The following is a 13,945-nucleotide window of genomic DNA, read 5'->3' as shown; positions in this document are numbered from 1 at the left end:
ACGGTCTCCACCGTCCCGCCCGTGACAGGTTTTGTGCCTGACCCCGATGTTGTCAGCGGGCTGGGCGCTATGCGGCGGCTTTGGCCTTGCGCTGGTCGCGCGGGAAACGCAGCTGGTAGTGCAGCCCCATCCCCGGCGCGCTGTGGACGTTGATCGTGCCGCCCAGCGGTCCCGTTACCAGGTTGTACAGGATATGCGCGCCCAGGCCGCTGCCGCCGCTGCCCCGCTTTGTCGTGAAGAACGGGTCGAACAGCTGGCCCAGGGTGACCGCATCCATGCCGATGCCGTCGTCGCTGTAATCGAACAGCACGTGATCGCCATCGAGCTTGCCGGTGATGCGGATCGTGCCGGGCTGGTCGCCGTCGAAGCCGTGCACCAGCGAGTTCATCACCATATTCGTGACGATCTGCGACACGGCGCCGGGGAAACTGTCCAGCTGGAGGTCGGGCGGGCAGTTCACCTCCACCTTGACCGGCTTGCCCTTCAGTTTCGGTTGCAGCGACAGCAGCACTTCGGCCACGTATTTCGACAGGTTGAAATTGCGGATGTTTTCCGACGACTGGTCCACCGCCACCTGCTTGAAGCTGCGCACCAGCGCGGCGGCGCGCTGCGTGTTGGTCGTCAGGATGCGCAGCGACTGGTCGACCGTGTCGAAGAAGCCGTTCAGGCCGTCTTCGTCAAGCTGGCCGGCCGCCAGGTCCTCCTTGACCAGCTTGAGTTCCTGCACCAGGTGGCTGGTCGCGGTAACGCAGATGCCCAGCGGCGTGTTGATCTCGTGCGCCACCCCTGCGACGAGGCGCCCGAGCGACGCCAGCTTTTCCTGCCGCACCAGTTCCGTCTGCGCCGTCTGCAACTGCGTCAGCGCATGGTTCAGGGCCGCGTTCTGCTCTTCCAGCGAGGCCTTGGCCTGCAGGATGGCCCGGTCGGCCCGCATGCGCGCCAGCGCGACGGCCACGTGGCTGGCCATGAAGGCCAGCACGTCCAGATCCGACTGGGTGTACAGCACGGAGTTGTCGTAGCTTTGCACGATAATGACGCCGTAAGCCTCGTCACCCAGCAGCATCGGCGCGCCCATCCAGCTGGCGATGTCCTTGCTGCCAAGCGGCTCGTTGATTTCCCCCGATGCGGCCAGTTCCGCATAGCGCGCCGCATCCAGCAATTCGGGACGCTTGTGGCGCAGCACGTACGAGCTCATGCCCAAGCCGTAGCGGAAACGCTTGACGGGCGCTTCGTGGTCTTTCTCGTCGACGAAATACGGGATGCTGATGTCGCCGCTGTCAGGGTGGTACAGGGCGATAAGGAAATTACGCGCCGTCAGCAGGCCGCTGATGATCTCGTGCAGCCGCGCGGGCAGCGCACCCGAGTCGGACACGGAAGCCGACAGGCTGGCGATCTCGTACAGCGCCCGCTGCAGGCTCTCGGCGCGGCGCCGTTCGGCCACCTCGTGTTCCAGCCGCAGCGTACGCTCGCGCACCGCCCGCTCCAGCCGGTCCATGCTTTGCAAGCCCTGCAGGGCGGACGACACGTGGTTGGCGATCAGTGCAAACAGCGCCTGGTCTTCCTCGCTGTAGGTATGCTGCTTGTCGTAGGTCTGGATGACGATGGCGCCCAGCGCCTGGCCGTTCTGGTCCAGCAGCGGACACCCCATCCAGTGCTCCGACACGGTGCCGTGGCCGATCAGCTCGCCTTCGCTCTGGCGCGAGTAGTGTTCGGAGGCCGTCAACACAAGGCGCTGCCGGTTCAGGATCACCCAGGCCGTGGGCGACTGTTCGGGCGACGCCAGCCGCGCCACCTCGTGCGGGTCTGGCGCCTCGTCGACCTCGTCGATGTAATAGACAAACCGGACGGCATGCGGATCGCCATCGCGCTCGTTCAGCGCCACATAGAAGTTTGCCGCATACATGATGTTTCCCAGCGCGCCGTGCACGGCGCGCAGGAACTGGACGATATCGGTACAGCTCGTGGAGCGCTGCCCGATTTCAAGCAGCATGGACTGGACGGCTTCGAGACGGCGCAGGCGGACTTCCATCATATTCCCGGATAAAAATGCATCCGGGCAATATATCAGGCGCGCCCGCCGGAGGCCAGTTACGGCTAGGAAAGGCTTCCTAAATGCAACAGTTACGGCTTGCGGTAACCGCCTTCGATCCACCCCTCGGCGCTGGTGACGGTCAGCTTGAAGTCAGGCCTTACGCGCACCGACGCCAGCTCTTCGCCATACTGATCGACAGCGGCCAGGATGGCATACGCGTCGTCCTCGTCCGGCACGATATCGAGCTTGACGGTGATCGGGCCATCGTCCGTGTTGACGCGCACGTTCTTGTGCAGCTTCGCGTGCAGCGCCTGCTCGTGGCGGCGCAGCACCTCGTTGGCCGTTTTCACCAGCGTATGGAAGGCGGAGATGTCCAGCGGCTTGGGGTTCTTCTTGTCGCGGCCCATCGTCCAGGGTCCGACCAGTGCCGGCTCCGGTTCGCCGTCCTTGATCATCGCGACGGCCCAGCCTTCGTCATCCTCGTTCTTGATGACGCGCGCCGTCCAGCCTTGCCCCTGCCAGACACGGGCTTCCTGGATCAGGGTATTTTCGTCGTCGTGCTGTTCGTTGATGTCGTCCATGGCCGGTACCGATTGCGGAAAAAGGCCAGAATGATAGCAGTTGCGCCCTGCCCTTGCATGAGCACAGTTGCCCACGGATGCGGGATGCCGACCGCGCCACGGCGACAGGACAATGGTGCAATGAAGATCCTCTCTCCCATCGCCGCCGCGCTGCTGGCGGCCAGCACGGGCGCGCACGCGCAGGTCCAATTGTACGCGCGCCGGAATGCCGCCATCGAATCCTTCTCAACGAAGCACGGGGAACTTTCGCGGTTGCCCAATCACCGCTCGGTGCCGGAATTCATGGGCACGGAAGACCTGGGCGATGGCGCGAAAGCGCTGCTCCAGATCGACAGCACCCTGTCGCTCGACACGGGCGCCGGCTCGCCCGCCCAGCGCGGCACGCGCCCCGTCATCGAAAGCGGCCACGGCACGCTGCTCGCGGGCGATGGCGCGCACGTCCCGGTCATCGCGTTCGACCTGGATCGCGCATTCCGAGGGGGCCTGGCTGCAACTCGTCGCGCGAATCGCGCCGCTTGTCGCTTCGCCGTGGCGCACGATCCGGGCGCCGCCTACAGTAAGGCCATTCGGACCTTATTCTTGCGGAGCCATCATGAAAAAACTGCTTGCCGTCACCCTTGTCGTCCTGCTGGCGATCGCCGCCTGCAACGCCTTCGAGGCGCACGACTATTACTTCCACGTCGATGGCGACGGGACCGATGGACCGTTCGGCGCATTGCTGGCGATGTTCCTTGCCGGCGGCGGCATCGTCCTGGCGGCGCTGATCATCGTTGCCGTTGCCATCTTCGTGTGCTTCGTGTTTGCGGGAGTGGGCGTGCTGATCGTGGCCGCGCTGGTGCTGGGGTGCTTCATCGTCGCTGCCGTCATCGCGCCGCTCCTGCTGCCGGTGCTGATTCCGCTGGCCATCCTGTGGTGGATCGCCCGCCGCAACCGCGACAGGCGTGCCGCGGCGCTCAAGGGCGCCGCGGTCTGACGGGCCGCCTGGAGGGCAACCCGCCAGGGAGATGACGCTTCAGGCCTGGCCTGCCCGCGCGGCATACTCCTTGTATCCGCGCGCCCGCAAGGCACAGGCGGGACACTCGCCGCAACCATAGCCCCAGTCGTGCAGCGCACCGCGTTCGCCCTTGTAGCAGGTGTGCGTGTCGGCGCGGATCAGGTCCACCAGCGCCGTGCCGCCCAGGCCCTCGGCCAGTTCCCACGTTTGCGATTTGTCGAGCCACATCAGCGGCGTCTCGAGTTTGACCCGCGTATCCATGCCCAGGTTCAGGGCCACCTGCAGGGCCTTCATCGTATCGTCGCGGCAGTCCGGATAGCCGGAGAAATCCGTTTCGCACATGCCGCCGACCAGCACGTTCAAGCCGCGCCGGTACGCCAGCGTGGCCGCCACCGTCATGAACATCAGGTTACGGCCCGGGACGAACGTGTTGGGCAGCCCGTTGGCCTGCATCGTGATCTCGATATCCTCCGTCATTGCCGTGTGCGAGAGCTGCTTGATGAGGGACAAGTCGATCATGTGATCCTCGCCCAGCTTCGCAGCCCAGTCCGGGCGCTGCGCGCGCAGCTTCGCCAGCAGTTGCGGGCGCATCGTCAGCTCGATGGCGTGTCGCTGGCCGTAATCGAAGCCGATCGTTTCGACCCGTTGGTACCGGTCCAGTGCCCAGGCCAGGCACGTGGTGGAATCCTGTCCGCCGCTGAACAGTACAAGGGCCGCATCGCTTTTCATATTGCAATCTTTCTATTAGGTGTGACAACTTCGCTGACCACTCGCCGGGCGGCCGTTATCGGAACGCCATCTGGCGCGTTTATCCAGTAACATCGCCGTATTTGCTCAACCGCTTTTACTCAACAGTCGTTGAGGTGGCACCTACCCGGACGAAAAGACGAATTTTGGCATATGTCGCGACAAAAGTAATGCAGCGGGTAGCGCTTGCCTGCGCAGCACTGGCCCTTCCCATGGCCGTGCTGGCTGCCGACGGCTTGCAGTACAACGTGCGCATCAACGCACCCGGCGATCTGGACGATCTGCTGGAGGAAAACCTCGACCTGCTGCGCTACCGCGGCAATCCCCGCACCGACCGCGAGCAGCTGCGCCGGCTCGTGCGCACCACCCCCAGGCAGGCCAGGGAGCTGCTGGCAACGGAGGGCTATTACAGCCCTGAAGTCGCCGTGCGGCTGGACGACAACGGCGGCACGCCGAACGTCATCGTCGACGTTACGCCAGGCGAGGCCGTGCTGGTGGGGGGCGTCGAGATTGTGCTGAACGGCTTCGAGTCCTCCGGCGAGTCGCCGTTCGACAAGGACGCGCTGCGTGCCAGCTGGCCGCTGGCGGAAGGCGAAGTGTTCCGCCAGGAGGACTGGGAACGGGCCAAGCGGGCCATCGTGCGCGCCGTCGTGCAGACGCGGTATCCGCGCGCGCAGCTGACGGAAAGCGTTGCCACCGTCGATCCCGATACGCGCCGTGCCCTGCTGCGGGTGGCGCTGGACAGCGGTCCCGAGATGCGCTTCGGCGAACTGAAGATCGAAGGCCTGAAACGCTATCCGGAATCGATCGTCCGCAACCTCAACGGGATCAAGCCGGGCGACGTCTATGACGAAGCGGCCCTGCAGGCATACCAGGCCAAGCTGCAGGACACGGGCTATTTTTCCGGCGTCGAAGTCAGCGCCGACCTGAACGCGCTGCTCGCGCAGCAGCGCGACGCGGCCGAGGACAAGCAGACCGGCACCGCGCCGCCCGCCACCATCGCGCCGCTGCCCCTGCTGGTGCGCGTGGTCGAGAACAAGGCCAAGAACGTCAGCGTCGGCGTCGGTATCTCCACCAATACGGGCGGGCGCACGTCGGTTTCGTATGACGACCTGGCGATCTGGGGCCTGCGCATGAAGAGCGCCATCACGCTCGAGCAGAAGAAGCAGAACGCCCATGCGGACTTCTACTTCCCGACCACGCAGGACGGCTACAACGACAGCTTCGGCGCGGCCCTGAACCGCGACGACATCGAAGGCGAAACCATCCGCAGCGCTTCCGTCTACGGCAAGCGCGCATGGGGCACGCCGACGCTGGAACGCAGCATCTCGATCGAATACCTGAACGAATCGCGTTCCATTGCCGGCGCCGAGCCGACGCACGCAATGAGCCTGCCGCTGACCTACGCCGTCACGTGGCGCAAGCTGGACAACCTGATCTTCCCCACCAGAGGCTATGTGCTGAACGCCACCGCCGGCGGCGCCGTGCTGCCCCTGCTGACGGACCAGAAGTTCCTGCGCGCCACCGCCCGCGGCATCACGTACCGCCCCCTCAATGCGAAGAACCTGTTCATCTTCCGCGGCGAACTGGGCGTGCTGGGTTCGAGCAGCAAGTCGGGCGTGCCGGCCACTTACCTGTTCCGCGCCGGCGGCGACAATTCCGTGCGCGGCTACGCCTACCAGGAACTGGGCGTGCGCGAAGGCGAAGCCACTGTGGGCGGCCGCTACCTGATGACGGCCGGCGCCGAGTACCAGTACTGGTTCAAGCCCACCTGGGGCGCGGCCGTGTTCTACGACACGGGCAACGCGGCCGACTCGCTGTCGGACATCCACCCGAAATCGGGCTATGGCGTCGGCGCGCGCTACAAAAGCCCCGTGGGCCCCATCAACGTCGACGTGGCATATGGCCACGCCGTGCGCAAGGCCCGCCTGCACTTCTCACTGGGATTCACTTTCTGATGGCCGGCACCGATAACCAAGACCCGCAAGACAACCCCCCAGCACCGGTTGCCAAACAGCGCCGCTGGCTGCGCCGCACGCTGATCGGCGCCGGCGTGACCGTCGTCGTGCTGGGCGGCGCCGTCTGGCTGCTGGGCCGCGAGACGACGCTGCAGCAGATCGCCGCGCGCGTGGCGAAAGCCAGCGGCGGCTCCGTCACGCTGACCGGCGTGACCGGTTCGCTGTACGACCACATGCACATCGGCCGCCTCGTCTACAAGGGCAAGAGCAGCACGATCACGGCCGACAATATCGATATCGACTGGTCACCGCTGCAGTTCTTCTCCGCCGGGATCGAAATCAGCAAGCTGCGCGTGGCGAGCGTGCTCTCGCAGAGCACCGGACCATCCGAGCCGCTGACGATGCCGGAAAAGCTGGCGCCGCCGTTCCGCATCAGCGTGGCCGATGCGGCGCTGACGAAGCTTGTCCTGGTCGACGAAAAAGGCGCCCGCACCGAAGTGAGCGGCGTGCACGCGGAGCTGTATGGCGACAAGACACGCTGGCAGCTCAAAAACGGCGCCGCGCTGACGGCGTTCGGCAAGGTGGCGGCCGACGCCACCATCGGCGCACAGAAACCCTACGCGCTGCAGGGCACGGGCAGCCTGAGCGAAATCCATTACGCACCCGGGCAGGCCCCGGCCCGGCTGACGGCTGCCGTCTCGGGCAACCTGGCGCTGATGACGGTGGCCGTCAAGGGCACCTCGGCCAACGCCAACGGCGACGGTGTCGCCACCATCGCGCCATTCGACAAGATCCCGCTGCGCACGGCGGACGTGCGCGCGTATGGCGTCGATCCGTCGCGCTTCGAATCCGCGTGGCCGAAGGCCTCGCTGAACATGGAACTGAAAGCGAAGATCGGTGGCGGTGAAAACGTCAGCGGCAACCTGGCGTTGACGAATACAGCCGAACCCGGGCCGATCGACCAGGGGCTGCTGCCGCTGCGGGCCGTGACCGCGCGCCTGGGCGGCACCCTGACGGCGGCCACGCTCGACACGCTGCTGATCGACCTGGGTGCAGCCGGCAAGTTCACGGGCGGCGGCAACGTGCGCCGTACCGGCCCCGAAGGCGGCATCGAGACGGCCGAATTCCAGCTTCACACGGACCGCATCGACCTGCATGCGATCCACGGCAGTGCCAAGCCGACGGCGATCGCCGGCGATATCGGCGCGCGCAGCACCGGGGAAAAGCAGGCGTTCGACATCAACCTGGCGGAGAAGAACCTGCGCCTGGCCGCCAAGGCGACGCTGGACGGGTCCATCGTCCACATCACGCAGGCGCGCCTGCAGGCCGGGCGCGGCAGCTTGAACCTGACGGGCCAGGCCAGCCTGAAGGAGGACAAGCCGTTCAAGATGGCGGCCACGGTCGACCATTTCGACCCGGCGGCACTGGGCGCGTTTCCCGAAGCCGACCTGAATGCGGCGCTCAACGCGGCCGGCAAGCTGGTACCGGAATGGAACCTGGGAGCGGACTTCACGATCCGGCCCAGCCGCCTGTTCGGCCAGCCGCTGGCCGGCAGCGGCAAGCTGCGCGCCGATGCGCAGCACCTGACCGACATTGCCGCCACCCTGGCGCTGGGCCAGAACACGGCGCAACTGGATGGCGACTTCGGCCTGCCCGCCGAACAGCTGCGCTGGAAGGTCGATGCGAAGCAACTGACGGCGGTGCGCAGCGACCTGGCGGGTGCCATCGCGGCCACAGGTATCGCCACCGGCGGCTATGCGGCGCCACGCACGTCGTTCGACGCGCAAGCCCGGGGCCTGGCGATGACGGGTGCCAGGGTACGCGCGCCCGACAGTTTGATACGGGCATCGGGCCAGTTCGCGCTGGCCGGCAAGGACAAGAAGCCGGAAATCACGCTGGCAGGCAGCGTCGCGAAAATCAATCCGGCCGCTTTCGCCGCCGACGCGCCGACGGGCAACCTGAATGCCGACTTCTCCGGCACGGCCAGATTGGCCGCCGACTGGCGCGCCAACGTGGATCTCAGATTGCAGCCGGCGTCCACGCTGCAGGGCGCTCCGCTGACCGGCCACGCGAAGGTGGTGGCCGATCACGTCCACGTCGACAATGCCGACGTCGACTTGCATCTGGGCCCCAATACGTTGCAGGCAAAGGGGGCGTTCGGTGCGCCGCGCGACCGGCTGGACTGGAAGCTGGACGCACCGCAGCTGTCCAGCCTTGGCCCCGGCTTCGGCGGCGTGCTGCGCGGCTCCGGCACGGCGGGCGGCACGATGGACAAGCCGCAGCTGTCGTTCGGCCTGGAAGGCAATACGCTGCGCTTCCTGACGCAGCATCAGATCCGTGCACTGAAGGCCACGGGCACGCTGGGCAATGTCGAGGCGCTGGTGGCCGATATCGACGTGGCCGGCTACACCGGACCGGGCATGACGCTCGATCGCGCCCGCCTGCAAAGCAGCGGCACGAAGGCGGCGCATACGTTCCAGCTGACGGCGGCCAATCCCGACTTCGACGCGGCGATGCGCATCCGCGGCGGCTTCGCGGCCGACACGTGGACGGGTGCCATCGAGACACTGCAGAACCGCGGCCGCTTCGCCCTGAACCTGCAGGCACCGGCACCGCTGCGCATCGCTGCGCCGAAAGGTCGCGGCGTGATGGGACTGGCGGCACCGGAGCAGATCGCGCTGACGAATGCCGTGATCCGCCTGCCGGACGGCAGCATCCGCGTCGAGAATCTGGAGAAGCATGGCACGCGCTGGAAGAGCCGCGGCGGGGCTGCCGGCGTGCCCGCCTCGTACCTGGCGCAGATGTCCCGGGAATGGCGGCGCAACGTCAAGTCCGACCTGACGCTCGGCGCCAATTGGGCAGTCGAGCTGGTGGCACCTATCGCCACCGGCGCCGCCCCGGCGCTGGACGGCTCGGTCCAGGTCTTCCGGGAAAAGGGCGACATCGTGATCACCGGCGGCGACAAGCCGTTCGCGCTGGGCCTGACGCAATTGCAGGCCGGCGTGAACGTCGCGGGCAATGCACTGCGCGTGGGCGTGGCGCTGGACGGCGCCCGTGCCGGCCAGATCAAGCTCGATGCGACGGCGCAGCTGCGCAATGGCCGCATTCCGGGCGACAGCCCATTGAACGCGAGCGGCACGATCAATATGCCGTCGATCGCCTGGCTGGCGCCGCTGGCCGGCATGGAGGGCCTGGAGCTTGACGGCGCGTTGAAGGGCGCATTGTCCGGCAACGGCACCGTCGGCGCCCCTGCCCTGAACGGCGACGTGACGGGGTCGAACCTGGTGGTCAACTGGGCCGAGCAAGGTGTCCGCCTGCGCAACGGCCAGTTGCAGGCGCAGGTCGCAGGCGACCGCCTGACCGTGCAGCGCCTGCACTTCGAAGGTCGCACGGGCCGTGCCAATGCGCAAGGCTGGGCGCGACTGGCCAATGGCGAGGCGACGATGCAGCTCAGGCTCACGGCCGACAAACTGGAAGCCCTGTCGCGCCCGGACCGCACGCTGGTGCTGTCCGGCGAGAGCACGCTGGTACGCGATGCCAGACGCTTCCAGCTGAACGGCAAATTCCGCGCCGACCGGGGCGATATCGAACTGCCGTCGGAAAGCACGCCGACGATCAGCGACGACGTCGTCATCCTCGGCCGCACCAGGCCGACGATCAAGGAGGCGGCGGAGTCGATGCCGCTGAACGTGGACCTGGAGGCGGACCTGGGCGACGACTTCCGCCTGCGCGGCAAGGGCCTGGACGCGTATCTTGCCGGCGCCGTGCACGTGCGCGTGGCGGACCGCCGGGCGCCGCGCATCAACGGCAGCATCCGCGTGGCCAGCGGCACCTATGCCGCCTACGGCCAGAAGCTGGCGATCGATCGCGGTGTCATCAACTTTACGGGCGCGTACGACAATCCCGGCCTGAACATCCTGGCCGTGCGCAAGCGGCCGGAAGGCACGGAGACGTCGGAGACGAACGTGGAGGCGGGTGTCGAAGTGCGCGGCACGGCGCTGGCGCCGCAGGCCCGGCTGGTATCGACGCCGAGTGTGCCGGACAGCGAGAAGCTGTCGTGGCTCGTGCTGGGCCACGGCACGCAGGACATGGCCGGCAGCGAGATGGCGTTGCTCAGCACCGCGGCCGGCGCACTGTTCGGCGGCAAGGGCGGCGGCAGCCTGGCCAACAAGGTGGGGCTGGACGAGCTGGGCGTGGGCCAGGCAACGGGCAGCAACGGCAATGCGAAGGGACTGGAAAATACCGTCGTCACGGTCGGCAAGAAGCTGTCGTCGCGCGCCTACCTGAGCTTCGAGCAGGGCGCCGGCACGGCCACCTCGCTCGTCAAGCTGCGTTACAAGCTGAACGAGCGCATCACGCTGCAGTTCCAGACGGGGACGAACAACGCGCTGGACGTGCTGTATTCCTGGGCGTTCGATTGACCGGAACACTGCGCAGGAAAGCGCACAGTAACGGTGCGCAGCATGGCCGGGGACAGGCACGAGCCTGCCCCCGCCGTTGCCTCAAAAAGCTATAACCCCACCTCCGGCTTATGATCCGGCACCGGATCGTCCTGCTCCAGCGGACCTTCCGAGTGATGCGGATGCCCCGGTTGCGGGTCCGGCGCAGGTTCGTCGACAGGCACCGGCAGGTCGGGCGCCCGGTGCGCCTCGATGGTGCGCTCGCTGATCCGGTCGCCGCGGCGACCGATCGTGAATGGTTCCATGGTTCCTCCCGTCATTGAGGGCCACAACTTATCACGGACCCCGTTTTCGCGCCGCAGCGTTACAATTTCACCCCCGTACACTTTTACCTGACGCCGAACCACCCCATGCTGACGACCACCCTCGCGCTGCTGATCCTGATTCCCCTGTTGATCTGGCGCATCTATTCCCGCGTCAAGCGTATCTTCGTTCGGCAGGAATCGCTGCTGTGGCGGCACGTGCTGGGCGCGACGCTGCTCCCGCTGCTGCTCGTCGGGGCAGCCGTTTCGCTGCTGCCCGATACGTTCGCGCTGGCCTGCCTCGGCGCCGGCGCACTGGGCGGCGCCTGGCTGGGCGTGTTCGCGCTGAAGAAGACGCGCCTGGAAAACCTCGGCCGCCGTTTCTTCTTCAAGCCATATGACCGCTTCGGCATCGTCCTTTGCCTGCTGTTCGCCGCGCGCGTGCTGCACATCGGCGTGGAAATCTACATCAATCGGCAATCGGACGTGCCGCAGCCGCTCAGCCAGGAGATGGTGCTGCACCACCCGCTGTCGCTGGTCCCCTTCGGCCTGCTGATCGCTTACCTGGCAGCCTTCTCGATCGGCATGCTGCGCTGGCGCCGTGCCCAACCGACGCTGCCGGAGGTGCAATGACACCGGTGTCCCTGCTGCCGCACGAGCCGCGCGTGCCCGATCCGGCCCGCCAGCAGATGCTGACGGAGCGTTTCCTGCTTCCCGAGCTGGCGTCGCTGCGCGCGCTGTTCCTGCAGTTGCGCGCGAGTGTCGATGCCGAGCTGACGCAACGTTATCCTGTTCATCTCGGCCAGCCTTACCCGGCCGGCCGCTGCCTGGAAATTTCAACCGCGTTGCAGGCGGCGCTGGCCGCGCTCGATTTCGCCACGCTGCCGCCGGCCCCGGCCGACGGTTACCGGGCACTCGTGCGATTCCTGCAGGGCGGCGGCAACGCCCGCGTCGTGTGGGGCGCGCAACATGGCCAGGCGCTGCGCCATGTCCTGCTGTTCGGAACCCTGTGTATCGACGGGGCGCAGGACAGTGCCGACGCCGCGCTGCCGCCGGTGGCCCTGACGCCGTTTTCCCGCATCGGCCTGACGCCGGTCCACGACCACCGCCAGTACGCCCTGCTGGCAGGCCGCGCGGGACAGGCACACGTCTTTCCGAATCACGTGCTGCCCGAACTGGCGCCGTATGCGCCCCTGCTGGTGATGGTCCCCGGCGGCAGTGTCCAGCTGGCGGCGGACACGCCCTACATGCTGGCGCTGGCCCGGCGCAGCGGCTTCACGTCCAGCGCCGGCGCGCTGACGCTGCCCGGCATGCCCGATCACCTGTTCCGCGTTGCGGCGCAAACGCTGATGGCCGCGGGCTTCGAGGTGGCCGAGAATGCGTCGGAAGGCAGGACGGCGGGACTGGAACGCTGCCGCCAGTACCGCGACGCCAGGCCGCGCACGGCCGACGCCCAGCAAGAGGCCGCACGTGTCGCGCTGGACAAAGCCAACCGTGCGCTGCACATTCTCACCGTGGCAGTGCAGCCGGCCCGGCGACAGGGCTAGCACAAAGCGCGCAGCGCGCTCTCGATGGTCGGATAAGTGAAGGTAAAGCCGGCCTGACGCAGCCGCCGCGGCACCACGTTCTGGCCCTCCAGCAGCAGGTCGGCCTGTTCGCCCAGCAGGAGCCGCACGGGCCAGGCAGGCGCGGGCAGCAATGCGGGCCGGTGCAGCAGCGCTGCCGCCGTGCGGACGAATTGTCCCTGCGTGGTACCCTCCGGCGCCGTGAAGTTCCACGCACCGCCGACCGGTTCGACGGCGCTGCGGCGCGCCAGCCAGGCCAGGCCCCGTACCAGATCGTCCACGTGGATCCACGACAGCCGTTGCCGCCCGCTGCCCATACGGCCGCCGACGCCCAGTTTCACCGGCAGCAGCATCGGTGGCAGCGCGCCGCCATGCCCCAGCACGAGCCCGAAGCGGGTGCAGGCCACCTGTACGCCATGCTGCGCGGCGCGCGCGGCCTCGGCTTCCCATTCCTGGCACAACGCCGACATGAACACCGGCTGCGGCGGACTCCCTTCCGTCAGCGCGGCGTCAATGCCTTGCGGCTGCACGCCGTAGTAACCGATCGCCGATGCCGACAGCAGCAGGCGCGGCCTGCCGTGCGCCGCTGCGATCCAGTCCACCACGCCCCGCGTCAATGCCGCGCGGCTGGCGCGCAGCACGGCCTTGCGGGCGGCGGTCCAGCGATGACCGAGGATGCGGGCGCCGGCCAGGTTGACGACGACGTCGACGCGCGTCGTTGCCGGCAGCTCCGCCATGCTCGCGATGCAGCGCACGTCCGTGCCCAGCACGCGCGTGGCCTGCACCGGGTCGCGCGTCAGGGCAACGACCGCCTGCCGGTCGGCCAGCAGCGCGGCCACGAGCTGGCGGCCGACGAAACCGGTGGCACCGGTCACCAGCACCGTCTGGCCGGGCGCGCCAAAACTCAGGTCATCGGCGGCGTTCATCCGGCGCCTCTTTCAGGTAAGGGCTGGGGCGGCAGGCATCGCCGTCGCACTGGGGCGCCATGGCGGGCAAGCCGAGGAACCGGGAAACCCGGTAGCGGTGCCGCGCGAACTGGCCGTACGCCCATTCCAGCGGCGGGCGCAAGGCGCGCACGCGCAGCGGCAGCACGGCCCATCCGAGGCCGACCAGCGTGTACGCCGCCTGCAAGCTGTCCAGTCCTTTCAGCACCCGGCCGTCACGCGTGACGGAATGCAGCTGCGCCCTCAGCGCCGGCATGTCGGTCCCGGGCGGAAACGCGTCGAAGCCGGGTGCCGCGATGTCGACAAACGCCAGCGCGCCGAGTCGGTCGCGGCCTTGCAAGGCGCGCACTTCCGCCGTGCAGAAGCCGCAGGCGCCGTCGAAATAGATCGTCAGTTCGGGTGTGCTCATGAGTTGGCCCTCG

12 protein-coding genes are annotated in these 13,945 nt (G+C 67.4%); 5 read left to right on the top strand and 7 right to left on the bottom strand.

What is annotated here, in order from left to right; all coding sequences use genetic code 11:
• Positions 1-67: 67 nt before the first annotated feature.
• The 3 genes from E1742_RS19295 to E1742_RS19285 form a co-directional block, all read right to left on the bottom strand.
• The gene (locus E1742_RS19295; protein WP_307721886.1) at positions 68-2,032 is read right to left on the bottom strand and encodes a GAF domain-containing sensor histidine kinase; all 1,965 of its coding nucleotides are present in this window, start codon (positions 2,030-2,032) and stop codon (positions 68-70) included.
• A gap of 89 nt (positions 2,033-2,121) precedes the next feature.
• Positions 2,122-2,613: a hypothetical protein gene (locus E1742_RS19290; protein ID WP_134386769.1), complete on the bottom strand. Its 492-nt coding sequence runs from the start codon at positions 2,611-2,613 to the stop codon at positions 2,122-2,124.
• Positions 2,614-2,838: 225 nt separating this feature from the next.
• Positions 2,839-3,150: a hypothetical protein gene (locus E1742_RS19285; protein WP_134386767.1), complete on the bottom strand. Its 312-nt coding sequence runs from the start codon at positions 3,148-3,150 to the stop codon at positions 2,839-2,841.
• 55 nt (positions 3,151-3,205) lie between these two features.
• On the opposite strand from E1742_RS19285, the gene E1742_RS19280 reads away from it, so the two are divergent.
• Entirely contained in the window at positions 3,206-3,586 is a 381-nt protein-coding gene (locus tag E1742_RS19280) for a hypothetical protein (protein WP_134386765.1), read from the top strand.
• Between the two features lie 39 nt (positions 3,587-3,625).
• On the opposite strand, the gene queC is transcribed toward E1742_RS19280, so the two are convergent.
• Positions 3,626-4,336 carry a 7-cyano-7-deazaguanine synthase QueC gene (gene queC / locus E1742_RS19275; RefSeq protein WP_134386763.1) on the bottom strand — a complete coding sequence of 237 codons (711 nt, stop codon included), beginning with the start codon at positions 4,334-4,336 and terminating at the stop codon, positions 3,626-3,628.
• 230 nt (positions 4,337-4,566) lie between these two features.
• Here queC and E1742_RS19270 point away from each other — a divergent pair, with 230 nt between their 5' ends.
• Together E1742_RS19270 and E1742_RS19265 are read left to right on the top strand one after the other, a co-directional pair.
• Positions 4,567-6,312 carry an autotransporter assembly complex protein TamA gene (locus E1742_RS19270; protein WP_229466096.1) on the top strand — a complete coding sequence of 582 codons (1,746 nt, stop codon included), beginning with the start codon at positions 4,567-4,569 and terminating at the stop codon, positions 6,310-6,312.
• Entirely contained in the window at positions 6,312-10,733 is a 4,422-nt protein-coding gene (locus tag E1742_RS19265) for a translocation/assembly module TamB domain-containing protein (protein WP_134386759.1), read from the top strand. Before E1742_RS19270 ends, E1742_RS19265 begins: the two co-directional genes overlap by 1 nt.
• An 89-nt stretch (positions 10,734-10,822) precedes the next feature.
• Here E1742_RS19265 and E1742_RS19260 read toward each other — a convergent pair whose 3' ends face one another.
• On the bottom strand, positions 10,823-11,017 hold the full coding sequence (locus tag E1742_RS19260) for a hypothetical protein (protein WP_134386757.1): 195 nt from the start codon (positions 11,015-11,017) through the stop codon (positions 10,823-10,825).
• 105 nt (positions 11,018-11,122) lie between these two features.
• Between E1742_RS19260 and E1742_RS19255 the strand changes: the two genes are divergently transcribed.
• Both E1742_RS19255 and E1742_RS19250 read left to right on the top strand, forming a co-directional pair.
• Entirely contained in the window at positions 11,123-11,647 is a 525-nt protein-coding gene (locus E1742_RS19255; protein ID WP_134386755.1) for a CcdC protein domain-containing protein, read from the top strand.
• On the top strand, positions 11,644-12,561 hold the full coding sequence (locus E1742_RS19250; protein WP_134386753.1) for a hypothetical protein: 918 nt from the start codon (positions 11,644-11,646) through the stop codon (positions 12,559-12,561). The genes E1742_RS19255 and E1742_RS19250 overlap by 4 nt, the downstream gene beginning before the upstream one ends.
• On the opposite strand, the gene E1742_RS19245 is transcribed toward E1742_RS19250, so the two are convergent.
• Positions 12,558-13,505: a TIGR01777 family oxidoreductase gene (locus E1742_RS19245; RefSeq protein WP_134386751.1), complete on the bottom strand. Its 948-nt coding sequence runs from the start codon at positions 13,503-13,505 to the stop codon at positions 12,558-12,560. The genes E1742_RS19250 and E1742_RS19245 overlap by 4 nt on opposite strands.
• Positions 13,489-13,932: a thiol-disulfide oxidoreductase DCC family protein gene (locus E1742_RS19240; protein WP_134386749.1), complete on the bottom strand. Its 444-nt coding sequence runs from the start codon at positions 13,930-13,932 to the stop codon at positions 13,489-13,491. The genes E1742_RS19245 and E1742_RS19240 overlap by 17 nt, the downstream gene beginning before the upstream one ends.
• Positions 13,933-13,945: the final 13 nt, after the last annotated feature.

It is taken from the genome of Pseudoduganella plicata, assembly GCF_004421005.1.
GTDB classification, from domain to species: domain Bacteria; phylum Pseudomonadota; class Gammaproteobacteria; order Burkholderiales; family Burkholderiaceae_D; genus Rugamonas; species Rugamonas plicata.
The sequence above is the reverse complement of the archived record's forward strand: the minus strand, read 5'-3'. Positions and strand labels throughout refer to the sequence as shown.